25 protein-coding genes are annotated in these 23,942 nt (G+C 65.4%); 15 read left to right on the top strand and 10 right to left on the bottom strand.

Features of this window, described 5'->3' with window-relative positions; all coding sequences use genetic code 11:
• Window positions 1-8: 8 nt before the first annotated feature.
• From OX459_RS11980 to mdcH, 8 genes are read left to right on the top strand one after another with little or no spacing between them, the layout of a single operon-like run.
• On the top strand, window positions 9-878 hold the full coding sequence (locus OX459_RS11980; RefSeq protein WP_289905589.1) for a triphosphoribosyl-dephospho-CoA synthase: 870 nt from the start codon (window positions 9-11) through the stop codon (window positions 876-878).
• The gene (locus OX459_RS11975) at window positions 865-1,173 is read left to right on the top strand and encodes a malonate decarboxylase subunit delta (RefSeq protein ID WP_289905180.1); all 309 of its coding nucleotides are present in this window, start codon (window positions 865-867) and stop codon (window positions 1,171-1,173) included. The genes OX459_RS11980 and OX459_RS11975 overlap by 14 nt, the downstream gene beginning before the upstream one ends.
• Window positions 1,170-2,024, top strand: coding sequence for a biotin-independent malonate decarboxylase subunit beta (locus OX459_RS11970; protein WP_289905179.1), 855 nt, complete (start codon window positions 1,170-1,172; stop codon window positions 2,022-2,024). The genes OX459_RS11975 and OX459_RS11970 overlap by 4 nt, the downstream gene beginning before the upstream one ends.
• Entirely contained in the window at window positions 2,021-2,833 is an 813-nt protein-coding gene (mdcE, locus tag OX459_RS11965; RefSeq protein ID WP_289905178.1) for a biotin-independent malonate decarboxylase subunit gamma, read from the top strand. The genes OX459_RS11970 and mdcE overlap by 4 nt, the downstream gene beginning before the upstream one ends.
• 54 nt (window positions 2,834-2,887) lie before the next feature.
• Window positions 2,888-3,316: a malonate transporter subunit MadL gene (gene madL, locus OX459_RS11960; protein WP_289905177.1), complete on the top strand. Its 429-nt coding sequence runs from the start codon at window positions 2,888-2,890 to the stop codon at window positions 3,314-3,316.
• On the top strand, window positions 3,309-4,073 hold the full coding sequence (gene madM, locus OX459_RS11955) for a malonate transporter subunit MadM (RefSeq protein WP_219308892.1): 765 nt from the start codon (window positions 3,309-3,311) through the stop codon (window positions 4,071-4,073). Before madL ends, madM begins: the two co-directional genes overlap by 8 nt.
• Window positions 4,073-4,690: a malonate decarboxylase holo-ACP synthase gene (locus tag OX459_RS11950; protein ID WP_289905176.1), complete on the top strand. Its 618-nt coding sequence runs from the start codon at window positions 4,073-4,075 to the stop codon at window positions 4,688-4,690. Before madM ends, OX459_RS11950 begins: the two co-directional genes overlap by 1 nt.
• Window positions 4,687-5,625 carry a malonate decarboxylase subunit epsilon gene (gene mdcH / locus OX459_RS11945; RefSeq protein ID WP_289905175.1) on the top strand — a complete coding sequence of 313 codons (939 nt, stop codon included), beginning with the start codon at window positions 4,687-4,689 and terminating at the stop codon, window positions 5,623-5,625. Before OX459_RS11950 ends, mdcH begins: the two co-directional genes overlap by 4 nt.
• Here the strand turns inward: mdcH and OX459_RS11940 are convergent.
• Window positions 5,622-7,925, bottom strand: coding sequence for a TonB-dependent receptor (locus tag OX459_RS11940; protein ID WP_289905174.1), 2,304 nt, complete (start codon window positions 7,923-7,925; stop codon window positions 5,622-5,624). The genes mdcH and OX459_RS11940 overlap by 4 nt on opposite strands.
• A gap of 322 nt (window positions 7,926-8,247) precedes the next feature.
• On the bottom strand, window positions 8,248-9,507 hold the full coding sequence (locus OX459_RS11935) for a PepSY-associated TM helix domain-containing protein (protein ID WP_289905173.1): 1,260 nt from the start codon (window positions 9,505-9,507) through the stop codon (window positions 8,248-8,250).
• Window positions 9,508-9,745: 238 nt separating this feature from the next.
• Between OX459_RS11935 and OX459_RS11930 the strand changes: the two genes are divergently transcribed.
• From OX459_RS11930 to OX459_RS11910, 5 genes are all read left to right on the top strand, one after another.
• Entirely contained in the window at window positions 9,746-10,576 is an 831-nt protein-coding gene (locus OX459_RS11930; RefSeq protein WP_289905172.1) for an alpha/beta hydrolase, read from the top strand.
• 11 nt (window positions 10,577-10,587) lie between these two features.
• Window positions 10,588-12,129: an ATP-binding protein gene (locus tag OX459_RS11925; protein WP_289905171.1), complete on the top strand. Its 1,542-nt coding sequence runs from the start codon at window positions 10,588-10,590 to the stop codon at window positions 12,127-12,129.
• A gap of 1 nt (window position 12,130) precedes the next feature.
• Window positions 12,131-12,664 (top strand): hypothetical protein, encoded by a 534-nt coding sequence (locus tag OX459_RS11920; protein ID WP_289905170.1) that lies wholly within the window; start codon window positions 12,131-12,133, stop codon window positions 12,662-12,664.
• A gap of 6 nt (window positions 12,665-12,670) precedes the next feature.
• A complete protein-coding gene (locus tag OX459_RS11915) occupies window positions 12,671-13,117 on the top strand; it encodes a hypothetical protein (protein WP_289905169.1) in 447 nt (148 codons plus the stop codon).
• Between the two features lie 120 nt (window positions 13,118-13,237).
• Window positions 13,238-13,936: an amino acid racemase gene (locus OX459_RS11910; RefSeq protein ID WP_289905168.1), complete on the top strand. Its 699-nt coding sequence runs from the start codon at window positions 13,238-13,240 to the stop codon at window positions 13,934-13,936.
• A gap of 49 nt (window positions 13,937-13,985) precedes the next feature.
• On the opposite strand, the gene OX459_RS11905 is transcribed toward OX459_RS11910, so the two are convergent.
• From OX459_RS11905 to OX459_RS11895, 3 genes are all read right to left on the bottom strand, one after another.
• A complete protein-coding gene (locus OX459_RS11905) occupies window positions 13,986-15,203 on the bottom strand; it encodes an MFS transporter (RefSeq protein ID WP_083299622.1) in 1,218 nt (405 codons plus the stop codon).
• 294 nt (window positions 15,204-15,497) lie between these two features.
• Window positions 15,498-15,914 (bottom strand): SRPBCC family protein, encoded by a 417-nt coding sequence (locus OX459_RS11900; RefSeq protein WP_289905167.1) that lies wholly within the window; start codon window positions 15,912-15,914, stop codon window positions 15,498-15,500.
• A gap of 16 nt (window positions 15,915-15,930) precedes the next feature.
• Window positions 15,931-16,947 (bottom strand): aldo/keto reductase, encoded by a 1,017-nt coding sequence (locus tag OX459_RS11895; protein WP_289905166.1) that lies wholly within the window; start codon window positions 16,945-16,947, stop codon window positions 15,931-15,933.
• Window positions 16,948-17,049: 102 nt separating this feature from the next.
• On the opposite strand from OX459_RS11895, the gene OX459_RS11890 reads away from it, so the two are divergent.
• On the top strand, window positions 17,050-17,952 hold the full coding sequence (locus OX459_RS11890; RefSeq protein WP_289905165.1) for a LysR family transcriptional regulator: 903 nt from the start codon (window positions 17,050-17,052) through the stop codon (window positions 17,950-17,952).
• 120 nt (window positions 17,953-18,072) lie between these two features.
• Here OX459_RS11890 and OX459_RS11885 read toward each other — a convergent pair whose 3' ends face one another.
• From OX459_RS11885 to OX459_RS11875, 3 genes are all read right to left on the bottom strand, one after another.
• A complete protein-coding gene (locus OX459_RS11885; RefSeq protein ID WP_289905164.1) occupies window positions 18,073-18,546 on the bottom strand; it encodes a DUF6328 family protein in 474 nt (157 codons plus the stop codon).
• 88 nt (window positions 18,547-18,634) lie between these two features.
• The gene (locus OX459_RS11880) at window positions 18,635-19,342 is read right to left on the bottom strand and encodes a hypothetical protein (RefSeq protein ID WP_289905163.1); all 708 of its coding nucleotides are present in this window, start codon (window positions 19,340-19,342) and stop codon (window positions 18,635-18,637) included.
• Between the two features lie 109 nt (window positions 19,343-19,451).
• Complete coding sequence (locus OX459_RS11875; RefSeq protein ID WP_034751103.1) at window positions 19,452-19,664, bottom strand: hypothetical protein; 213 nt, start codon at window positions 19,662-19,664, stop codon at window positions 19,452-19,454.
• Between the two features lie 260 nt (window positions 19,665-19,924).
• On the opposite strand from OX459_RS11875, the gene OX459_RS11870 reads away from it, so the two are divergent.
• The gene (locus OX459_RS11870) at window positions 19,925-20,344 is read left to right on the top strand and encodes a YidB family protein (protein ID WP_034751100.1); all 420 of its coding nucleotides are present in this window, start codon (window positions 19,925-19,927) and stop codon (window positions 20,342-20,344) included.
• 178 nt (window positions 20,345-20,522) lie between these two features.
• On the opposite strand, the gene OX459_RS11865 is transcribed toward OX459_RS11870, so the two are convergent.
• Both OX459_RS11865 and OX459_RS11860 read right to left on the bottom strand, forming a co-directional pair.
• A complete protein-coding gene (locus OX459_RS11865; protein ID WP_251348933.1) occupies window positions 20,523-21,560 on the bottom strand; it encodes a LacI family DNA-binding transcriptional regulator in 1,038 nt (345 codons plus the stop codon).
• A 239-nt stretch (window positions 21,561-21,799) separates the two neighbouring features.
• The gene (locus OX459_RS11860; RefSeq protein WP_289905162.1) at window positions 21,800-23,902 is read right to left on the bottom strand and encodes an Ig-like domain-containing protein; all 2,103 of its coding nucleotides are present in this window, start codon (window positions 23,900-23,902) and stop codon (window positions 21,800-21,802) included.
• Window positions 23,903-23,942 lie beyond the last annotated feature (40 nt).

Below are 23,942 nucleotides of genomic sequence, written 5' to 3'. Positions count from 1 at the left end.
TGACCACAATGACGACGACAGTGCCGGTGCAGGTACGCCCTGCGGCGCTGGCGCGCCAAGTGCTGCAGGCGCTGCTCGATGAAGTGACCCTGACGCCGAAACCGGGCCTCGTCGATTTGCGCAGCCGTGGCGCCCATGCGGACTTGAACTGGGCCCTGATGTGCCACTCGGCCTGCGTGCTGCAGCCCGTGTTTGCCGCCATGGCGCAAGCGGGCTGGGAAAGCGGCGATGACGACAGCCTGCGCCAGCGCATCGGCGCCATCGGCCGCGACGGCGAAGCGCTGATGCTGGCAGCCACGGGCGGCGTGAACACGCACCGGGGCGCCATCTGGGCCCTGGGCCTGCTGGTGACGGCGGCGGCGCAGCAGGGTGCGCGCGGCGCGTCGCTGGCGCCGCAAGCCGTGGCGGCGCGGGCCGGCGCGCTGGCCCGCTTGCACGACCGTGGCGCGCCTGGCGCCACTGGCAACAAGGGCGAGCTGGCGTGTCGCCAGTATCAGGTCGATGGTGCGCGGGGCCAGGCCCGTGCCGGCTTTCCCCTGGTGACGGGCGCGGGCTTGCCCGCTTTGCACGCCTCGCGCTTGCGCGGCGACAGCGAGACGACGGCGCGCCTGAACGCCTTGCTGGCCATTCTCAGTGGCCTGGACGACACCTGCGTGCTGTCGCGCGGCGGCGAGGCGGCCTTGCTGGCACTGCAATCGGGAGCGGCGCGGGTGCTGGCGGCCGGCGGCGCGGCCACGGCTGCCGGCACCGAGGCGCTGCTGGCGCTGGAAGCGGTGGCGCTGGCGCGCGGCGTGTCGCCGGGCGGCGCGGCCGACTTGCTGGCGGCCACCCTGTTCCTCGATCGATTGACAGAAGGAGAAGCGCATGGAAACGCGTGACTATACATTCCCGGCCGGGCCAGCGGCGCCGGGGCGCGCCCTGGCCGGCGTCGTCGGCTCGGGCGACCTGGAAGTGCTGCTGCAGCCGGGCGACGATGGCGTGACCCGCATCGTCGTCAACACGTCCGTCGATGGCAAGGGCGCCGTGTGGGATGCGCTGTTGCAGCGCGTCTTCGGCGGCGAGCCGCTGCCGGCGGCGGCCATCGTCATCAACGATTGCGGCGCCACGCCGGGCGTGGTGCGCATGCGCATCGAGCAAGCGTATGAAGAATTGCAAGCGGGGAGGTCTACATGAGCACCTTGACGCAATTGCTGGAGCGCGACAGCTTCATCGAGCGGGGGGCGCGCAGCCGGGCCAAGGCCTTGCTGGACTCTGGCAGCATGCGCGAACTGCTCGACCCGTTCTGCGGCATCGCTTCGCCGTGGCTGCCAAAGCAAGGCGTAACGGCGCAGGCGGACGACGGCGTGGTGGTGGCCAAGGGCCTGTTCGACGGCCAGCCGGCCGTGGTGCTGGCCATCGAAGGCGCCTACCAGGGCGGCAGCATGGGCGAAGTGGGCGGCGCGAAGATCGCCGGCGCGCTGGAACTGGCGGCGCGCGACAACCGCAACGGCGTGCCGACGCGCGCCGTGATCCTGTTCGAAACGGGCGGCGTGCGCCTGCAGGAAGCCAACCTGGGTCTGGCAGCCATTGCCGACATCCATGCGGCCATCGTCGACCTGCGCCGCTTCCAGCCCGTGGTCGGCATCACGGCCGGTACCGTGGGCTGCTACGGCGGCATGTCGATCGCGGCGGGCCTGTGCAGTTATCTGGTCGTCACGCGCGAGGCGCGCCTGGGTCTCAACGGCCCAGCCGTGATCGAGCAGGAGGCGGGCGTGGACGAATTCGACTCGCGCAACAAACCCTTCATCTGGAGCCTGACGGGCGGCGAGCAGCGCTTCCACAGCGGCCTGGCCGACGCCTATGTGGAAGACGACACGGCGCAGATGCGCGCCACCGTGGCCGCATTGTTCGCGCGCGGCGTGCCGGCGCAGCACCGCAGCGACCAGGCGGAAGGCTACCTGGCCCGCCTGGCGCAAGTGGACGCGGGCCCGCAAGCCACGCCGGAAGCCGTACGTTTGATCTACAGCAAAGGAGCAGCAGCATGAACGCCATCACCGACACGAGCCGCGGCGCCGTCTGGCTGGCGGCACTCACGAATACCGCTGCGCCGCTGGACGGCTATCCGCCTTCCGTGCGCGTGGTGGACGCGCCGCTGGCGGGCGAGCCGGCGCGCTACCTCGCCGTGCTGCCCGACCCCGGCAACCGTTTTACGCGCGCCCGCACGGGTGAAATCGGCCTGGCCGAGGCGTGGCAGCTGGCGCGCGCCGTGCAGCAGGTGCTTGCCGAGGACCGCGACCTGGCCGTGAAGCGGCCCATCGTGGCCGTCATCGACGTGGCCAGCCAGGCGTATGGCCGGCGCGAAGAGGCGTATGGCATCCACCAGGCGCTGGCCGGCGCGGCGGGCGCCTATGCCGAGGCGCGCCTGGCGGGCCATCCCGTGATCGGCCTGATCGTCGGCAAGGCCATGTCGGGCGCCTTCCTCGCCCACGGCTACCAGGCCAACCGGCTGATTGCGCTCGACGATCCGCAAGTGATGGTGCATGCCATGGGCAAGGCGTCGGCCGCGCGCATCACTCTGCGCACGGTGGAAGCGCTCGAAGCGCTGGCCGCCACCATCGCGCCCATGGCCTACGACATCAGGAACTACGCCACCCTGGGCCTGCTGTGGCAAACCTTGCAGGTGGCGCAGCCGGACGCGCCGTCGGAGCTTGATCTGGCGCAAGTGCGCGCCAGCCTGCAGGCGGCGCTGGCCGATATCCGCGCCGATCCGGAACGGGGACTGGACAGCCGCCTGGGCGCGCCGCACCGCCAGGCGTCGGCAAGAGTCAGGGAGGTGCTGGGGCAGCAGTGGTAGGTGCAACAACAGAGAAGACATCAAGTCATTCCTATTCCTATAACGGAGACAATCATGATCATTTACGGAACCGCATTGCTGGCCCTGTGCCATTTGCTCGGCATCTTCCTGGGCGACCTGCTCGGGCAGCTGATGGGCGTCAAGACCAACGTGGGCGGCGTGGGCATCGCCATGCTGCTCTTGATCTGCGCCCGGCTCTACATGCAGCGCCGCGCGTGGCTGCCGCAGATGACGGAGCGGGGCGTGGAATACTGGGGCGCCATGTATATTCCCGTGGTGGTGGCCATGGCGGCGCAGCAGGATGTGGTGGCGGCCCTGCGCGGCGGCCCGGTGGCCGTGCTGGCCGCCATCGGCTCCGTGCTCGTTTGCGGCGCCGTCATTTCTCTTATTAACAGGATGGAAAGCCCAGCCGCCATCGCTGCCGCTGAAGCCGACCGCGTGCAAGCCGACTCGATGTTGATGAAGGAGCACCGTCATGCTTGAAATCTTTGAAAAAGCCGCCATCCACAATGGCCTGGTGACGGCCTTCGCCTTCGTCGGCCTGATCATGCTTGTCTCGGTGGCGCTGTCGAAATATCTGACCCTGGGCCGCGTGCACGGCTCGGCCATCGCCATCGTGATCGGCCTGGGCCTCGCGTACTGGGGCGGCGTGCATAGCGGCGGCCACAAGGGCCTGGCCGATTTGTCGCTGTTCGGCGGCATCGGCTTGATGGGCGGCGCCATGCTGCGCGACTTCGCCATCGTCGCCACGGCCTTCGAGGTGCAGGCGACGGAAGCGCGCAAGGCGGGCCTGATCGGCGTCGTGGCACTGATGCTGGGCGTGGTGCTGCCTTTCCTCGTCGGTGCCGGCGTGGCCTATGCGTTTGGCTATTCGGATGCCGTCAGCATGACCACCATCGGCGCCGGCGCCGTCACGTACATCGTTGGCCCCGTCACGGGCGCGGCCATCGGCGCCAGCTCCGACGTCATGGCCCTGAGCATCGCGGCAGGCCTCATCAAGGCCATCCTGGTGATGGTGGGCACGCCCGCCGCGGCGCGCTTTTTGCGCCTGAAAACGCCCCGTTCGGCGATGGTCTTCGGCGGCCTGGCCGGCACCGTCAGCGGCGTGTCGGCCGGTCTTGCCGCCACCGACCGCAAGCTGGTGCCGTATGGCGCGCTGGTGGCCACGTTTCACACGGGCCTGGGCTGCTTGCTGGGACCATCGCTGCTGTTCTTCGCCGTCAAGGCGGTGGTGGCTTGATGGACGCCTGGCGCGCGCATGACTTGCTGTGGGTGTCCGGCTTGCCGGACGGTGCATGCTTGCCCGCCTGGGCCGACGCAACCTGGCTGCAGGCGGCGCCGCTGGTGGTGCGGCGCGCCAGCAGCGCGCCCGGACGCATCCCCGTGGGCTTGCGCGGCCGGCTGCGCAGCGAACGGCATGCGTGCGAAGTGGAGTCTTCCGCCGTGCTGCGCCGCGTGACGCCGGAGGTGTTGGCGCGGCTGGCGCACACCCCGCCGTCCGGTTTTGACTGTACTGCGCTCGATGCGCTGCGGCTGGTGGCGCCGCTGCTCGATGCCACGGGCTGGGCCTGGGGCCCGACGGGCGGCGTGGGCTTCGCCCTGGCGAGCGGCTTGCCCGTGCTGCGCGCCGACAGCGACCTCGATCTCGTGCTGCGCATCGCCGCGCCGCCGGACCCCGCGCAAGCCGACGCCCTGCGCGCCATCGCCGCCACGGTCACGGCGTGCCGGCCGGATCTGCAAATCGACACGGGCCATGGCGGCTTTGCGTATGCGGAATGGGCGGCGGGCCGGGGCAGGGTCTTGCTGAAAACGGACCATGGTCCCGTGCTGACGGCGACGCCCTGGGAGCGTACATGAGCGTGTTATTCACCTTTCCGGGACAGGGCGCCCAATATCCCGGCATGCTGCATGCGCTGCCCGACGATGCGGCCGTGGCGGCGGCCCTGGCCGAAGCGGCTGACGTGCTGGGCCAAGATTCCCTGGCGCTGGACACGGCCGAAGCGCTGGCGTCGACGCGGGCCGTGCAACTGTGCTTGCTGATCGCGGGCGTGGCGATGGCGCGTTCGCTGGCGGCGCGCGGCGCGCTGCCCGACATGGTGGCCGGCTTTTCCATCGGCGAGTATGCGGCGGCCGTGGTGGCCGGCGCGCTCGATTATGCGGATGCCGTGCGCCTGGTGGCGCGGCGCGGAGAGTTGATGGAACAGGCGTATCCGGCCGGCTACGGCATGGCGGCCATCATCGGACTTGATCTGGCGCAACTCGAATCGTTGCTGGCGCAAGTGCATGGCGCCGCGAATCCCGTGTATGTCGCCAACCTGAATGCACCGCGCCAGATCGCCATTGCCGGTAGCGAGCCCGCCTTGCAAGCCGTGATGGCGCTGGCCTTGGCGCAGGGCGCCAGCAAGGCCAAGCGCCTGGCCGTCAGCGTGCCGTCGCATTGCCCTCTGCTGGAAGGCGCGGCGGGCGGCATGGCCGCCGTTTTTGAGGGCGTGACCGTGCGCCGCCCCTCGCTCGTCTACCTGAGCAGCAGCGCGGCGCGCGCGCTGTTCGACCCGGCCCGCATCCGCGACAGCCTGGCCGCCAACATGGCGCGGCGCGTGCAGTGGACCAGTACCGTGCGCCTGGCGTGGGAGCGGGGCGCCCGGCTGGCGCTGGAAATGCCGCCCGGCAGCGTCCTGACGCGGCTGACGGCGCCCGATTTCACGGACGGCGTGGCCGTCTGCTGCGACGGCAACCGGGGCGACAGTGTGCTGGCGCTGGTGCGGCGGGAGCGGAACGGCAGCGTGCCTTAAAGCCTGGCGCTCAAGCCAACTTGAAAGCCACGGCCCGGCAAGGGCGCGATGTATTTCAGTGGGGAATTGTGCGGCCTGGCATCCGCATCGAGCAGGTTGCTGCCGCTGATAAACACGTCGATGCCTGCAAACGGCGAATTGGCTACCTGCAGGGCGCGGCTCACCTGGAAGTTCACCATGGTGTAGCCGTCGAGCGGCACTTCCTCGCTGACATTCTTGCCCAGGTACTTTTGCTTGTCGTAGCGGGTGCCGGACAGCCTGGCCTTCCACCCCTTGTTTTCCCACTGTACATTTGCGCCATAGCGGTTGGTGGGCATATTGGGCAGGTAGGCGCCGTCGTTGTGCGCACGCAGCTTGTCCGGGTTATCTGCCTTGTTCTTGACGAGGTCGGCAAAGGCGGAGAGGTTCAGCTTGCCGTAGCTGCCAAGCTGCACGACCTGGGAGGCGTCGATCTCGAATCCCCTCACCGTCGTATCCGTCTGCTTCCAGTACTTCAAGGGCAGGCGATTGGCCATCTGGGCGCCAGAGTGGCCAAGGTAGAGGTAATTCTCGTACTTCATGACGTAGCCCGTTGCCGACAGCTGGAAGCCGCGGTTGGCGAACAGGCCGGTGAGTTCCGTATTCTTCGCGCGCTCGGCCTTCAGGTTCTGGTTGCCTTCTTCCTGGGTCATGATCGAATAGTGGCGGTTGCTTGCATACAATTCATTGACGTCGGGCGCTCTTTCCGACGATGCGTAGCGCAGCTTCGCGCCGAACAGCTGGCCCAGCTTGGCCGAGGCCCCCAGGCTATAGCTGTTCAGGCTGAACGACTTGTCCTCGAGTGTCGAGTTGCTCGCATTCCTCGACGTCTTGAAGCCGCTCTTGCGGATCTCGTGCTCGACTTTTTCATGGCGCAAGCCCGCATCGAAGGTGGCCCAGTCGACATCGAGGCTTTCCTTGAGGAACAGCGCGCGGCTGACCGTGTTCGCGTCGGGAAGGTACAGCTGCGGCCCGCTGCCGGCGATATCCCTGGCCTTGTGGCTCAAGCCCAGCATGCCGGTCAAGGGGCCTGCGCGCCGGTGCGCCAGCAGGAGCTCGGCCTGATTCGTGTCGAACTGGTAATCATTCGCCTTGATGGAACCCAGGCGCTCTCCCGACGCATTGTTCAGGCGTGACATGCGCAATTGCACGCTTTCAAGATACGCAACGGGGCTGGACAGCCGGGCTTCCAGCGCATATTTATCCTGTTTGATCACGACGCCGACGGGCAACCCCTCGTCATAATTCGCCCCGAACGACTTGTTTTCCATGGAAAAACCCGGCACGCCATACTCGCTCTCCTTGGAGTCGAGGCTGACGGCCACGTAGCCCTGGTCGAAAAAGTAGGTCGTGCCGACGGCAAAGTGGGCATTGCTGGCATGGCTGTTGCCCAAGGTGCCGTGGTAGTCGGGGGTGACGTCCTTGTTGATCTTGTTCTGGGTCATCGACGGCGTACCCGGCACGTAAGCGGGATTGGCCGGGTTGACGTAGGTCTTGCGTTGCCAGACGGAGGTGGGATTATTGGTGTAGAAGGAAAAATCACCGTCCGCCCAGTCCGGATTTTCCTTCATGAACTGGTCGATAAACGGTTGCGACGCCTTGTTGTAGATTTGCTGGATACGCGCTTCCTTCTGGCAACTGTCGGCCAGGAAGGTGTTGACACCGCCGTTTGCAGGGAACAGCTGGCTGTTGCACACGCCGGCCTTGCTGTTGCCGGGAATATCGTAATGCCCGATTTTCTGGAAGGACAGTTGCAGATTCGTCGAGAAGCGCTTGCCATCGTTGAAGTTCATGCGCAAACCTTGCGCGTCGGCATCGTTGAAGCCCTTGCGCAGGACCAGTTCCACGTCCTTTTCCTTGCTTTCCATCTTCCTGGAAACGATGCCGGAATCGACGTCGACGCTGCCGCCGATGGCATTGCCGCCGAAACGCACGCTATCGGACGATTTGTTCACCGTCACGCTGCGCGCAAACAGCGGGTCGAAAGGGATGTTGATGTCGCCGCTGAGCGCATTCATGCCGAGGATGGACTGGCCATCTTCGAGGATCTGCACGCGGCTGCCGCTCAGGCTGCGGATCACCGGCGCGCCCGCATTCGGCCCGAAGGCGCTGCTTTGTACGCCCGAGACATGTTCGAGCATGCCGCCCAGGGTCCGGTTCTGGGTTTGCGTATTCTCGACGAGGACGACGCTGTCGATGCTGGAAGGCCGGTCAGCCCGGACCTTGATGGTTTGCAGGGTGACGTCGTCCGCCGCGTAAGCGAGCGGGGCAGTGGACAGCATGGCAGCTGCGAATACGTGATGGCGCATAGGACTTTCTAAAAAGGCGGAAGGTGGTGCTGGACGCGGGTCCGGCGTGAAGGTGTAAATGCAATTGAGTTGCAATAATAGTTTGCGCCCAATGCTATTGCAAGTAAACTGCATTTGATGGCATCGGCGGACTGGCGCACGGAAGCTGCGCAGCGCAGGCAGCCGGCATGTGCCGGCTACTAGGTTGTAAAGTGGGGAGGTGTGCTGGCGTTGCGCGTTGCGCGTGATCAGGCCGCTGGCAAGGTGTGCGGCGCAGACTGCATTGGTCCGCCTGCGCCGTGATGGAGTTGCTGCTTCAGGTGATGTTCGCTGGCTTTTTCGCCTGCAGCCGGCGCGCGCGCCGTTTTCTTTCCCAGATGACGATGCCCGTCACGGACAGCATGGCCACCATCAGGCCCATGCAGGACATCAGTATGCGCCCCGGCAAGCCGAGGATGCGGCCCGAGTGCAGCGGGAATTGCAGTTGCACGAAGACGTCGGCGGCCGTGCCTTCCCACGGCTTGTGCTGGCCGATGATGCTGCCGTCCATGCCGTCGACGTACAGGTTCGACAGGCCCATGCCGGCCGCGCCGAATTCGTCGGCCGGGTCGAAGAAGGAGACGTTGTAGAACGAATAATTGCCGCCATAATAAATGCCGCCGATGGGCGCCGTGATGCCGCGCTGCGCGGCTTGCTTTTTGGCAATCTCCACCGCCTGCTCGAAGCCGATCGCGGGCGTGATATACGTGCCGTAGGGCGCCGGCGTCTGCGTTTCGTACGGTCCCGGCGTGGTGGTGGACACGAGCGACATGACGGGATAAAACACTTCGCGGTACAGGTTCAGCGAAAACGAGGTAAACGCGACGACGATGATGACGGGCCACACCCACAGTCCGCCCGCGCGGTGCAGATCGAAATTGAGCTTGTAGCCGCCGGCCGCCCAGCGCAGCACCCACGACGGTTTCCACCGCTGCCACCAGCTGGCGGCATCGCGGTGGCGCGGTGCCTCGTCCTGCGTGCGCGGGCGCAAGCGGCGCGGCGTGGTCAAGTAAAACGCCACCATGCAGTCGAGCAGCCACACCAGGGCTACCGTCCCCATCAGCCAGTAACCCCAGCGGTCCGTGCCCCAGAAGGCGGGCACGTGCAGGCTGTAGTGCAGGTGGCGCAAGAACGGCATCAGGCTGCGGCGCGACAGGGAAATGGCCGTCGAATCGCGCGTGCCCGTGATCTGCGCCGTGACGGGGTCGATGTAGACGGTGTTGTAGTCGAGCACGAACGGCTTGTTCGTGGCCGGGTCCGTCAACGGGCGCACCATGAAGGCGGCCGCATGGCCTTCTTCCAGGCCCAGGGTCATGTAATTGACTTCCACGCGCGGGTCGGCGGCGGCAACTTTTTGCGCCAGCACAAACGGCGGCTGCAGGGGACCGCGGCCCGGCGTGTCCATGATGTCGGCGTTGAGCCATTCGTCCAGTTCGTGGTCCCACGACGTGACGGCGCCCGTGAGGCCCGCGACGATGAGGAAGAGGGCGATGGTCAGGCCAGCCCAGCGGTGTATGACAGTCCAGAAAGCGCGCATGCGGTACAAACCTTCAACATAAAACCGGCTTGTTGCCGCCAGCAGGCGCCACGGGGGCGCACAGGGAAAAGCCAGGCACACGCCTGCTATTTTGATAATGGGAATCGTTCTCATTATCCGCCGTAGCGTGGCGTTTGTCCAGCGCCAATGGTGTTGCCCAGGGTCAAATGGCGCATGCTAAGATGCTAGCAAGAAGTTAATTTACATTCCACATGGAAATATTCAAGGCTGAGGCGGCATGCGCATAGAAGACCGGAACAATGTCCGCATTCGCGAATGCAACGGTGCGCCGCAGGCGGGCGCCGCTGCCACCATGGTGTTCATGCATGGCTTTGGCTGCGACCAGACCATGTGGCGTTACCTGGAGCCGCTGTTTCGTGCGCGCTACCGCACCGTGCTGTTCGACCTGGTCGGCAGCGGCGCTTCCGACCTCAGTGCCTATGATTTCGATAGCTACGCGCGGCTCGACGCGCATGGCGCCGATTTGCGCCAGGTCATCCATGCCGTCGGCGGCGGCCCCGTGATTTGCATCGGCCATTCCGTCAGCGCCATGAGCGCTTTGCTGGCCAGCATCGCCGAGCCGGAGCTGTTCGCCGCGCAAGTCATGCTGGCGCCGTCGCCGTGCTATGTCGACGATGCGGCGGCCGGCTATCGGGGCGGCTTCAGCCGTGCCGATATCGACGACTTGCTCGATGCCATGGACAGCAATTACCTGGGCTGGTCCGCCGGCATGGCGCCTGCCATCATGGGCGCGCCAGGGCAGCCGGCGCTGGGGCAAGACCTGGCGAACAGTTTTTGCCGCACCGACCCCGTCATCGCCCAGCATTTCGCGCAAGCCACGTTCTTGTCCGACCACCGCGCCGTCTTGCCGCAGAACAGCACGCCGGCCCTGATCGTGCAATGCAGCGACGACTTCATCGCGCCACCTTGCGTGGGTGTGTACTTGCGTGAAATGTTGCCGCACAGCACCCTGCACGTGCTCGAAAACGTGGGCCATTGTCCGCACATGAGCGTGCCCGATGCCAGCTACCGCGCCATCCGCCACTTTCTCGACGGCCAACACCTGTAATGCGCGACACGATGCCTTCCTTGCCTGACGCCGCTACCCTGTTCCAGCACGCAGCTTGCGGCTTGCTGCTGTGCACGGCCGACGGCACCATCGTGCAGGCGAACGCCACCTTTTGCGGCTGGCTCGGTTATGGCGCCGGGGAGTTGCTCGGGAAAAAGAAACTGCAGGACTTGCTGACCATCGGCGGGCGCGTATTCCACCAGACGCACTGGCTGCCGCTGATGCAGGTGCAGGGCAGCGTGTCGGAAATCCTGCTCGACATGCGCCAGCGGCAGGGGCAGTCCATCCCCATGCTGTTCAACGCCGTGCGCCGCGAACATGATGGCGTGCGTTATGACGAGATCGCCGTCTTTGTCGCCAGCGACCGGCGCAAGTATGAACAGCAGTTGCAGCTGGCGCGCAAGGAGGCTGGCGAGCTCAACGAGCAGCTGGCGGCCGCCGACCGGCGCAAGGACGAGTTCCTGGCGACCTTGGCGCACGAGCTGCGCAATCCTCTGGCGCCCATGCGCAATGTGCTGGAAGTGCTGCGCCTGGCGCAACTGGACGACCCGCAGCTGCGCTGGGCCCGCGACGTGCTGGGCCGGCAAGTGGGGCACATGACGCACCTGGTCGACGATTTGATGGAAGTGTCGCGCATCACGCAGGGGCGTTTGGAACTGCGCCGCGCCAGTGTGGAACTGGCGCCCGTGGTGGAGGCCGCCCTGCATAGCGTGGCGGAGCTGGCGGTGCAATCCGGCCACAAGGTGCTCGTGGAGCAATGGCCGCAAGCCATCTGGCTCGACGCCGACGCCACGCGCCTGGGGCAGATGATCGCCAACCTGCTGACGAACGCCATCAAGTACACGCCCGCCAACGGCGTCATCGGACTGGAAGTGGCATGTACGGACAACGACGTGCACATCAGCGTGCGCGATTCGGGCATCGGCATTGCGCCCGAGCACCTGGACACGGTATTCGATCTGTTTTCGCAGCTGGAACCGGCCCTGTCGCGCGCCCAGGGCGGCCTGGGCATCGGCCTGTCGCTCGTGCGCGGCCTGGCCGAGTTGCATGGCGGCAGCATCAGCGCGCACAGCGATGGCGTGGGGCAGGGCAGCACCTTCGCCTTGCGCCTGCCGCTGCCCGCCGTGCCCTTGCAGGCGCCGCCCGAACCCAACCGCCGCTTGCTGGCCGGCACGCGCGAAGGCAAGGTGCTGGTGATCGATGACAGCGCCGACGCGGCCGAAAGCCTGGCGCTGGCGCTCGACATCCTCGGCTATGACGTGCGCACGGCCTACGACGGCGCGGCGGGCATGGCGGCGGCGCAAGTTTTCATGCCGCAAGTGATCTTGCTCGACATCGGCTTGCCGCATATGAATGGCTACGACGTGGCGCGGCTGTTGCGCAGCCAGCTCTGCGGCAAGGACGCCATCCTCGTGGCCGTCACGGGCTGGGGCCAGGACAAGGACCGTCAGATGGCGTCCGACGCAGGCTTTGATTTGCATCTGACCAAGCCCGTGGATTTTTATGAGCTCGATGCGGTGTTACAGAAGATGCTGCAGGCGGGTGCAGAGTAGTATGCGTGAATTGAAGGTAATTGAACAACTGACAGCACTTGAAATCGCCGTTTTCCAGCTGCGCATGGGATTTGGTCATGCCGACCGCTGCGTGGACTGGGCCGTGGAGCGTTTGCGCCTCGACCAGGAAGGCGACGACCTGGAAGTCGTGCTGCTGGCCAGCGCCCGGGGCCGCGACGAGGTGCTGCCGCTGGCCGAGGTGATCATCGAGCGCTACCGGGGAACGCAGCGGCTCAGTGAACAATTCCTGGCCGGCAAATACATCGTCGAACTGCGCGCCGCCTACCTGGCGGGCCGGGAAAGCGCGGCGTCGCTCGATGCCATCTTTACCCGCCTGTACCCGGCGCTCGATTATCCCGACTGGCTGGTGATGCTGAGCCGCAATTGCGAGTATGCGATGGACGTAGCCGATTTCGAGCTGCCGTTCGAGGATGAATTCCGATATATTGCCAGCCTGTGGGCGCAGGCGGATAGCCTGGCCGCGTTCGAGCGCGAATGCCGCCGACAGACCTCCAATACCCATGATATCAAGTAGGTGCAGATGACTGACAATAATGTGCTGCGCGCGCTGGGACTCAGCGAAGCTTTGCTGGCTCATCTGGATGGTGATAGCGTTGCATCGCCATTGGATTACCGTTGCCAGGCGGCGCGTGCATGGCGTTCCTCGCCCATGGCAGGGAGCGGGATCGTGGCCTTGTGGGAATGCGGCATGGTGCTCGATTACTTCAATCCTGCCAATGGATGTTTCGAGCGCTGCAGCCTGGAAAATATTGACGAGGTGTGGCGCAGCTATGCATCGCTGCAAGGCTTACTGGCAGAACTATTTCTTAATGCATACGAGGATGAAGTGGATGACGCCGCGCTGTGCGCCTGCGCCAGCCTGTTTGGCTTCCATGCGATACAGCGTTTGCTGGCGGAGGCCGCTAACGCGGGAACGGGCTACAGGCAATGGCGTAAGGGCTTTGGCGCGAGTTGTACGGACCGTTAAGTGGTCTGTCGCACCATCGTTGACATGCTTCACTTCTGACAGTCCTGTCCGCTTGCATCGCTGAGATAAATTGATATATCTCACCGTATAATTTGCGCAATTCTTTTCGCTGGGAATAATGTGCAAAACAAGACTATAGGTTTACTTGGCGGCATCGGCTGGGCTTCGACCCTGGAATACTACCGGCTCATCAATGAAATGCTCGTGGCGCGCATCGGACCCGCGCACAGCGCGCGCATCCTGCTGGTCAGCATGGACCAGGCCGATTTCGTCGCGCACGCATCGCAGCCCGATTCCCATGCCATTGAGCAATTCCTCGTCGGGGAAGGGCAGCGCCTGCAAGGCATGGGCGCGGACTTCTTCCTGCTGTGCGCGAATGGCGCACACCGCTTCGCGCCGGCCGTCGTGCCGCGGATCGGCTTGCCTTTTATCAGTATCGTCGAGGAAACGGCAAAGCGGGTGCAGCAGTCGGGCATACGCAAGGTGGGTTTGTTGGGCGTCAAGCAGACGATGGCAGGGAGTTTTTACCACCAGGCGCTGGCGCAGCTGGACATTGCCACGGTGACGCCCGAGGCGGCCGACCAGGAGATCCTCCACGACCTGATCTATACGGAACTGGTGCAGAATATCTTTACCGACGCCAGCCGGAAGATTTTTCTCGCCATCATCGAGAAACTGCGGCGGCAAGGCGTGCAGGGCGTGATTTTGGGATGTACGGAGATACCGCTGCTGATCCAGCAGGGCGATGTGGACTTGCCGCTATTTAATACCACGGCCATTCATTGCGAGGCGGCGGTGGCGTTTGCCATCGAAGATTGAGCACTGCCAACAGAGCGGCTGTCTGGGCAGGCTGCCGCTCTCGTCATCATCAAGCCGGCTGCGCGCCGCTCACATTCCGGCTGCGGTTTTCCACCAGCACGGAAATACCGAGCACGACGATGCCGCCGCAGGCCAGCATGGCGCCCACCCAGCCCGTCGAGCGCAAACCCATGCCCATGGCGATGGCGATGCCGCCGGCCCAGGCGCCCAGCGCGTTGGCGATGTTGAAGGCTGAATGGTTGAGGGCGGCGGCCACGGTTTGCGCGTCGCCGGCCACGTCCATCAAGCGCGTCTGCACGGCCGGGGCGACGGCGATGCCAGCGCCGATGGCGAACAGGTTGATCGCCGTCAACCAGACATTGCTGCTGGTATAAGTAAAGGCGGCCAGCGCGGCCACGTTCCACAGCAGCACGCCAAAGATGGTCCACAGGCGCGAGCGGTCGGCCAGCCAGCCGCCGATCAGATTACCCACCGTCATGCCGATACCGATAATGGCCAGCAAGATGGAAATGACCAGCGGCGACACTTTCGTCACTTCCAGCAGGGTTGGCGTAATAAACGTGTAGACGGCGAACATGCCGCCGAAGCCGATCGCCACCATCAGCAGGGTCAGCCACACTTGCAGGCGGCGGAACACGCCCAGTTCGCGGCGCGGGCTGGAATCGCCGGCGGCCACCATGGGCACGAAGATACGCACCATCAGCATGGTCAGCAGGCCCAGCGCGGCGACCAGCAGGAAGGCCGAGCGCCAGCCCAGGGTCTGGCCGATGTAGGTTGCCAGCGGCACGCCGAAGATATTCGCCACGGTCAAGCCCATCAGGACGCGCGCGACGGCCTGGCCGCGCCGATCCGGTTCGGCCAGCGCGGCCGCCACCAGCGCCGCCACGCCAAAGTAGGCGCCGTGCGGGATGCCGGCCACGAAGCGGGCCACCACCAGCAAGCCATAATTTGGGGCGATGGCGCTGAGCAAGTTGCCGCCAGCGAACATCAGCATCAGACAGATCAGCATCAATCGGCGCGGCATGCGCGCCAGGAAGATGGTGATCAGGGGCGCGCCGATGACCACGCCCAGCGCGTAGGCGCTGATCATGTGGCTCATCTGCGGCAAGGTCGTGCCCAGGTCGTCGGCCACCACGGGCAGGATGCTCATGGAGGCGAACTCGCCCGTGCCGATGGCGAGGCCGCCGATGGCCAGGGCCAGGTCGGCGTATCCAGCGCCAAAAGGCGCGGTGACGCGCGGAATCAGGGGATCTACGGAGGCGTGCATGTTCTTGTTAGTTGGGTAAAGAATGACAGGGCGGAGGGGCGCGCAGTGGCCCAGCCGGAGGTGGCAATGCGCCACCAGAGTCGACGGATGGCCGGTATTTTCGGGCTAGAAGAGCTGCCCAAAGACAACATTGTAAGAGATTCGGGCAAGCTCTGCAGGGCGCCGGCTAAAATCTGCTGCACTGCACACAACAGCGTTTGCTCTTGTTGTTAACGATAACACGGAATCAGCGCGATTCCGCCACAGGGAGAGCGAAGAAAGCCTGGCTGTGGCGGAAATGGTCTTCTTTGCGTATTACTTCGCTAACGATTGCTGCAGCGCTTCCAGTCCCGCCACGTAGATGCCGTGGAACAGGTCCGTCACTTCCTGCTCGCTCACGCCCACGGGCGTGAAGCGGCCCGACCAGGTGACCCGCGCGCCATCGCTGCCGGCAAGTGGGTCCACTTTCAGGGTCGACAGGTAATCGGTGGCGGGAAACGGCGCCTGCAGGATGGAATAGCTGTAGCTGCGCGCCGTGTTGTCGTACGCTTCCAGTTGTTCGACGATGACGTCGCCGGCCGGGTTGGCCAGGTGGCGGATGCGGCCCCCTGCGCTCAAGGTGCTGCTGGGAATGTAGGGCAGCCAGTCGGGCAGGGCATTGAAGCCGCCGATCAGTTGCCATACTTGCGCCGGCGTGGCGGCGATGTCGATCGAGGTGGTGGTGTGTGCCATATGTATTCCTTATCTATTAGTTGGCGCCGGTTGGCAGCGGGGCGAATGGCGACACGAGTTGCTCGGCGCGCATGTCGTGCCAGAAGGCGGCGGGGATGACCGCGTGTAACGCTTGCTGGTCTTCGGCCAGGCGTTCAGGACGGCTGGCGCCGGGAATCACGGCGGCCACGGCCGGATTGGCCAAGGAAAATTGCAGGGCGGCAGCCTTGACGCTGACGCCGTGGCGCGCGGCAATCGCCTTGATGCGTTCTACTTTGGCAATGATGTCGGGCGAAGCCTTCTGGTATTCGAAGTGCGCGCCGCCGGCCAGGATGCCCGAGCTGTAGGGGCCGCCCACGACGATGTCGACGTTCTGTTTTGCCGCGGCCGGCATCAGGCGCTGCAGCGCCCGTTCATGGTCGAGCAGGGTGTAGCGGCCGGCCAGCAGGAAGGCGTCCGGCTGGGCTTCGGCCAGGTCCAGGGTCAGTTCCAGCGGTTCCACCTTGTTCACGCCCACGCCCCAGGCCTTGATGACGCCTTCTTCGCGCAAGCGGGTCAGCACGCGGAAGGCGCCCGTGCGGGCAATCTCGAATTGCGCCAGCCAGTTGTCGCCGTGGAAATCCTGGGCGATGTCGTGCACCCAGACGATATCGAGGCGGTCTGTATCCAGGCGTTTCAGACTGCCTTCGATCGAACGCAGCGTGGCGTCGGCCGAGTAGTCATCGACGATCTTGTTCTTGCGGCCAAATTCGAACAAGCCCCCTTTTTCGCCCAGTTCGCGGGTGGCCGGGTCTTCCAGTTCGTCGAGGATGAGCCGGCCGACCTTGGTGCTCAGCACGTAATCGTCGCGGCGGCGCTGCTTCAGGGCGGCGCCCAGGCGCAGCTCGGCCAGGCCGGCGCCGTAGAACGGGGCCGTGTCGAAGTAGCGGATGCCCGATTCCCAGGCCGCGTCGACGGTCGCCAGCGCTTCCTGTTCCGGAATGTTGCGGAACATATTGCCCAGCGGCGCCGTGCCGAAACCCAGTTTGCCTGTCAGTAAGTGTTTGATTGTCATGGTGTTTTCCTTCAATGAGTGAGTCAGTGCAGACAGAATAGCTGGACAAGTTAAGCCTGTCCAAGACATAATTGGCGCAACTTGAGTCCTGAAAGGTCTGACATGCTGGACATACGCCAATTGCAATACTTCATCGCCGTCGCCGAGGAAGAGCACGTGGGGCGGGCCGCCGAGCGCCTGCATATTTCCCAGTCGCCGCTGAGCCGGCAAATCGCCCAGCTCGAAGACCGGCTGGGCCTGACCCTGTTCGAGCGCAGCGCCCAGCGCATCCGCCTGACGCGCGACGGCCACACCTTCCTGGCCGAAGCGCGCGCGTTCATTACCCACGGGAACCGCCTGGAAGCGCTGGCGAAACGCCTGGGGCGCGGCGACGAGGGTGGCCTGTGCATAGGCTACATCGAAAACGCCATGCATGCGGGCGTCTTGCCGGAGGGGCTGCGCGCCTTGCGCGCCACGCGGCCGCAAGTGCACGTGGCCCTGTACAACCTGCATTCGGCCGAGCAGATCGAGGGCTTGCGCCAGCGCAGCCTCGATATCGCGCTGCTGTGCGAGCCGCCGCTGCCGAACGACCCGGACCTCGATTGCGCGCAAGTGCTGAGCGACCCCATGCTGCTGGCCTTGCCCGCGACGCATCCGCTGGCGGACAAGGCCCAGCTGACCCCGGACGACCTGGCGGGCCAGGAGTGGATCGCCGTGCTGCACAAGGAAAGCGTGCTGAAGCACGATAACTTCATCGCCGCCTGCGCGCGCGCCGGTTTTACGCCCGACATCCGCATGGAAGCAACAGAGCCGCTGACGGCGCTGGGCCTGGTGGCGGCCGGACTGGGCATGGCCATGATCCAGCACAGCCTGCGCCAGCACGCACCGGCCGGCGTCGTCGTGAGGGAATTGCCGTGGTTCAGCTACCGCACGCCCCTGTGGCTGGCCTGGCACAAGGTCAATCTGCGTCCGCTGGTGGGCATCTTCCGGGAAACCTTGCTGCAGCAGGCGGGCGCAGCCGCTTAGCAACACCTAACAAAACCGTAGCGAGCGGGATGAGTTGTGGCTGAGAAGCGGAGCTGTGCTTGAGCACAGTGAGCATCGGAGGCCGCAAATCGCGACGCGCAGTAGGTTTGGTTAGGTGTTCTAGATTTTCCTGGCGTGCTTCAAGTGCAGGGGCAGCCACCACCACATGCAGACGATGAGCGAGCCCATCAGCACGCAGGCGATGATGCCTGCGACGTGGCCGAACACTTCCGACATCACCAGATTGGTGCCGAGGATGAACGCCAGCGCCAGCGAAAAGGCGCCGCACATCATGATGCGGTCGGCCACGCGCTTGAAACGTTCGCGGTCTTGCAGGGGGCGCATCACGCGGTGCTGGATGGCTGGCGCGCTGAGCAGCACCAGGCTGGTCATGGACAGGAAAAACGTCAGCAGGAAGACGATTTTTTCCGCCTGCACGATCTTCGCGAAGCCGCCGTTGAAGGGCAGGATGATGAGGAAGGCCGTCAGCATCTGCGCGCCCGGCAAGAGGATGCGCAATTCGCTGAGCAGGTCGGACAAGTCGCCTTCCTCGCCTGCTTGATTATTGTCGTCATGTGGCGGGGTGTGCGGCATGGCGCTATTCCTGTTGGTGGCGATGGGGCCAGTCTACGCACAGGCGGGCAGGCCGACTGTGGGCGGGCGCACCTTCGGAAGCATTGCGTCAGAACCAGTGCGGGTAGCGTTGGCGCAGCCGCCACAAGGGCGTCGAGACGATGGCCGTGGCGCTGTGCGAGGCGTCGTGGCCGCAATGGCCGCAACTGTGGCGCCGGTGCGGCGCCAGCGCGAAGTCGCCCAGGTCCAGGTGCGGGTGGCCGCAGCGGGCGCAGTCGCTGCAGCCCAGCGGTGCGCCAGCCTGCAAGGCGGCGGCGAACGCCTGCGCGGCGGGCGGCGTGATATTCAGCTGCACGATGTCGGGAGGAAACAGGCCGGGCAGGGCGCGGCAATCGATGGCCAGCGCGGCCGCGTCGCGCGCCAGCAGGGCGCCGCCGTCATTGGCCCGGGCGCGCAGTTGCAGCAGGCCATCATTGCCCAGGCGCAGGGTGCTGGCGTGGAATTGCGTGGGGTCGAACAATTCCGGATACAGCACGTAGCCCATGGGGCTGGCGTGCTGGCGGCACTGCATGGGTTGCGCGGACGGGCAGGCGGCCAGGTCGGCTTGCGTGCCCCAGTAGCACTGGTGCGTGCGGCACCAGTGGCGCGCCGCGCCATTGCGAAATTTTCCAGCGGGCAGCAGATCGCACACGATGATGGCGTCCAGTCCCGCACCGGCTCGAAAGTGGCCCGTGATGTGGGACGTGGTGACGGCAAGATGGCCCGTGCTCGCGTGCAGGGGCCAGCAAATGCCGGGCAGGGTCAGCGGCGTGGCCAATGGCGCCTCCGCGCGGCTATCGGCTTGCCAGCCGCCCGCTGGCCGGAAGCAAAAAACCCGCCGGTTGGGGCGGGCTGTGCTGACGGGGATGCCTGAGGCATGGCCCGGTCTATTCTTCCGTATCGGCCAGGGTGACGATGGCGCGCGCCCACTTCGAGTATTTCAGGTTTGCCAGGTCGCGCACGGTCTTGATATTGAATGCCTGCTTGAGCAGCTCCGCATCCTTCTCGCTCACGCCTTGCAACGCATCGACGGGTGCATCAGCGATTTCCTTGAACGTCTTTTTTTCGTAAGCCTTGTCTACCGCTTTATTGATGTTCATGTGTTGATACTCCTCAGTAAGTGGGAAAATTAATTCTACACGTTTTTGAGAACCGTCAATTTACGCTTGCAAGTTGTGCTGAACTAAATATGATGGAGGTGGGCGCCTCGACAGTGAGGCCGTCTGTGCGTTCGCCTTGAGATTGTAATTATGTCACTGTTATTATTCATAGTATAATTATTTCCATGGCGGAGAATGGTCTGCGCCATGCCGGACACCGCGGTCACGCGGCACCAATCGATAGCGTTCAGGAGAATACGATGAGTTTGCTAGATCAACTTGCAGGACAGGCGATGAGCGCTTTGGGCAATAAAAGTGCTGACGGGGAAGCCCCATCGGGATTGATGGCCAGCGTGATGGACCTGGTCAACCAGCATGGCGGCTTGCCCGGCCTGCTGCAGAAATTCCAGGAAAGCGGCCTGGGCGACCAGGTGGCCAGCTGGATCGGCACGGGCGCCAATGCACCCGTCTCCGGCGAACAGATCAAGGATGCGCTGGGCAGCGACACGATCACCCAGATCGCTGAGAAAGCGGGCGTCGCCCCGGACGCGGCCTCGGGCGGCCTGGCCGCCTTGCTGCCCCAGCTGATCGACAAGCTGACCCCGGATGGTCAGGTGCCGGAAGGCAACGACCTCGTCAGCCAGGGCTTGAATATGCTCAAGGGCAAGATCTTCGGTTGATTCCCTGGTCTTGCAAGTGAAAAACCTCGCAGCGATGCGAGGTTTTTTTATATGCAAGGTTTCTGGGGGATCAGTGTTAACGTCGGAAAAACGCCTGTGGCTAGGCGCCGCCCCGAAGACAGTACGCGAGTACGGCGAGGGACAAGAGTAACCCCGGCAACAACGCCACGGGCGTTTTTCAGGCGGCGGCCATTATTCCCAGGCGCTGCGCCATATACGCCGGTTCGCTGGTCAGCCGCGCCGTACTCCCTTCCACCAGATACGAGCAATACCGTCTCCGCTCGGCGCTGCCGCCGCGCCGTTCCATCAGTTCGCCCAGCATGGCGACGGCATCGGCGGCCATCTTTTGCACGGGCTGGCGCAGGGTGGTGATGTCGTAGCTGAGCCAGCCGGACGCTTCCAGCGCGTCGAAGCCGGCCACCGACATTTGCAGCGGCACCTGGATGCCCATCTGGTGGCGCGCCGTGTCCAGGCAGCCGATGGCCATGATGTCGTTGCCGCAAATGACGGCATCCGGCACGCGGCCCAGGCGGTCGATGACCTTGCGCAAGCCCCGTCCGCCGCTGGCGTAGTCGTAGTTGCCGCTGACGACGATGGGCGCGGGCAAGCCCAGGGTCAGCAGCCGGTCCAGCATGCCGGCCTTGCGCTCCTGCGCGACGGCCGAATCGCCGGGGCCGTCGATGATGGCGAACTGGCGGTGGCCCGCTTCGGCCAGGCGCGAGACGAGCAGGCGCGCCGCTTCGCCCTGGTCGCACAGCACGGCATGCACGGCGTGTTCGCGCGGGCTGCGGTTGAACAGCACCAGGGGCACGTCGCGCCGGCCGAATTCGGCCATCTGCTCGTCCGACAGGCAGGCTGCCACGACGGCGCCGTCGACCTGGTATTGCCACACATCGCTGAGGACCTTGCCGATGTCCGCTTCGCGCTCCAGGGTAAACAATAACAGGCGCTTGCCCTGGCGGGCGATGTGCTGGCTCAGGTCGGACAATACTTGCGGATAGTACAGATTGGCCAAGTTGGAAATGATGACGGCCACCAAGTTCGAGCGGCGCGTGATCAGGCTGCGCGCGGCCGCGTTGGGGATGTAGTCGAGGCTGATGGCCGCCTGCATGACCTTGGCGTGGGTGGCTTGCGAGATGCTGGCGCCGGGCTTGAAGCAGCGCGACACGGCCGATTGCGACACGCCGGCCAGCAAGGCCACGTCATACGAGGTCACGCGCCGTCCGGCGCCGGGTATGGCGCGGCTGGCGGTGCTGGGTGTCCGGGCTACAGTATTCTTTTTTCGCATATTGGTCTGGCAAGCAACCTGTCTCAAAGTATTCCTGCAGGCCCGGCCGCTTGTGGCGGCCTGGGCGGGCAGAATGAGCATAGCGTAAAAGATTGCCGCATGGCAAGACTGTTTTCTTGTTCATGTTGCAAAAAATATGACTGAATGGCAAGTGGTATGCTTGCTCCTCAATCGGCGCTGTCGCAGGGCCCGCTGCCATAGGGGCTGAGGCGTCCCGGCGGGTCCACGCGGCGCGCGCTGAAATCGCTGGCCAGCGTGGGTAATGGCCATTCCGCCGTGGCGCTCGCTTCCGTGCCGCTGACTGTGCCGCGCACGGTCAGCGCCACGTGTACCCAGGAACCATAGTTGCGCGGATAGCTGACGGTGACGGTGGCCATGCCCAGTGCGTCGCTCAGGCCGCTGGCGCTGACGGTCAGGGGAATGCCCGGGTCGAGGACGCCATTGCCGTTGCGGTCGTAGGCGGCGTCAAAGATGCCGTTGCGCAAGACATCCTCATTGGCGCAGCTGTAGAGGGGCAGGGCCAGGCGCCAGACGCCCGTGTCGGGGAACTCGGGCTTGTCCGCCTGCCACACGTAAGATCCCTTGGCATAGCGGCTGGGCCAGGCGGCGGCCGTGATGGCGACGCCCGGCACGGCATTGCCGGCGCTGTCGGACACGAACACGGCAAAGTCCTTCTGCAGCACGCTGGGTGAATATTCGCGCAGCAGGCTGCCCGTGCCCAGCTTGATCGACAGCGCTTGCCGCGCCACCGTCAGGCGCACGAGGGCCGTGGCCGCCGCTTGTGGCGCGCCTTCGATGCGGGCCTGGATCAGCACGCCGTCGCGGCCGCTGTCGGCCGGCCCCGCCACATATACGGCGCGCGCCAGGCCATCGCTGCCCGTCAGCACCCGGCCAGCCTGCCGCAGGTAGCCGCCGCTGGGGTCGCTCAAGATGGAAAACAGCACGGGCGCGTTCTTGACCAGGTTGTTGGCCGCGCCATCGCGCACCACGGCGCTGATGGTGCTGATACTTGTGCTGACGTTGTCGGCCGATGCCGCCGAAGTGGTCGTATTCGCCCGCAACACTGCCGGGTCCGCTTGCACGGCCAGCTTGCTGGCGCCGCTCAGGAGCGCGACGAATTCCAGCCGCGTCTGCGCCGTGGGGCCGCCCGCCACGGCGGCCGTGAGGGTGGCCACGCCCGCGTTGGCCGATTGCACATAGCTGCGCGGCAAGTTGCCATTGTTGAAAATCAAACTGGCAGGCAAGGCCTGGCTGCAGGCGCTGTCGCTGAACAGGCTGCCGCGCGAGGTCGACAGGCTGGCGCTGCCCGCTTGCGGCACGCCCGCCTTGTCATAGTGCGCGTCGATGGGCTGGCACGCCAGGGTCGCCACTTCCGGCAGCACGTCCGCGCCGCTGGCGTCCTGGCTCACGGCCGGACTCAGGCGCAGGTCGCTGCCGGCCACGGCATATGCTTGCGTGGCGGCGGCGCCCAGCGCGCTGACGGACACGGCATCCTTGCCCAGGCTGCCAGCCGTCAGGCGCAGCACCAGCTGGCCTTGCGCATTGCTGAGCGCCGCGCCCCCATCCTTGACGCGCACGCCGTTGCCGGCACCCGTGCTGTAGGCGATGGCAGCACCGGCAACGGGTTTGCGGGCCGAGTCGCGCACGGTGACGGTGAGGTCGGTGCCCTGGCCCAGCATCAGGGCAGCCGGCCCCAGCACTTCCACGCTGCTGCCCGTGACGGCCACCGTGCCCTTGCCGCTGCGCGCGCCGACAGTCGCCGTCACGGTGATGCTGCGGTTGCTGTTGGCGCCGCCGGTCCCCAGCAGGGCGCGCGCCTGGCCGTTCTTGTCCGTCACGGCGTCGACGCTGCCGAGGATGCCGGAATCGGCGGCAAAGGAAATCTTTGCGTTTGGCAAGGCGAGGTTGGCGCCATCCTTGACGAGGGCGGTGACGGCCACTTCGCTGCCGGCCAATCCCGCCGAGGCCAGTTCCGTGCTGGAAAACACCAGGTTGACGGCGCTGGCCAGGCTGGCCGGCTCGGGCGGCGTGACCGGCGGAATCACGGGGGGCGTCACGGGCGGGGTGACCGGCGGCTTCACGGGCGGCACGGTGGGCGGCGGGCTGCCGCCGCAGCCTGTCGTGCTGTGCAGCGAGCAGCCGGCGCCGGCCTGGGCATCGGCGGAACCGCCGCCGCAGCCGGCCAGGGAAACGAGGAAGGCCGCCAGCACGGTAGCAGGCAGCAAAGCAGCGGGCAGGTGGCGCGGGTGGCGCAGGCGGGCGAGGGGCACGATGGGTCTCCGGGAGCTGGCCGAGTTGCTCGGCATTCAT

Origin of the sequence: Janthinobacterium sp. SUN026 (assembly GCF_030397625.1) — a bacterium.
GTDB lineage: Bacteria > Pseudomonadota > Gammaproteobacteria > Burkholderiales > Burkholderiaceae_D > Janthinobacterium > Janthinobacterium kumbetense.
The sequence above is the reverse complement of the archived record's forward strand: the minus strand, read 5'-3'. Positions and strand labels throughout refer to the sequence as shown.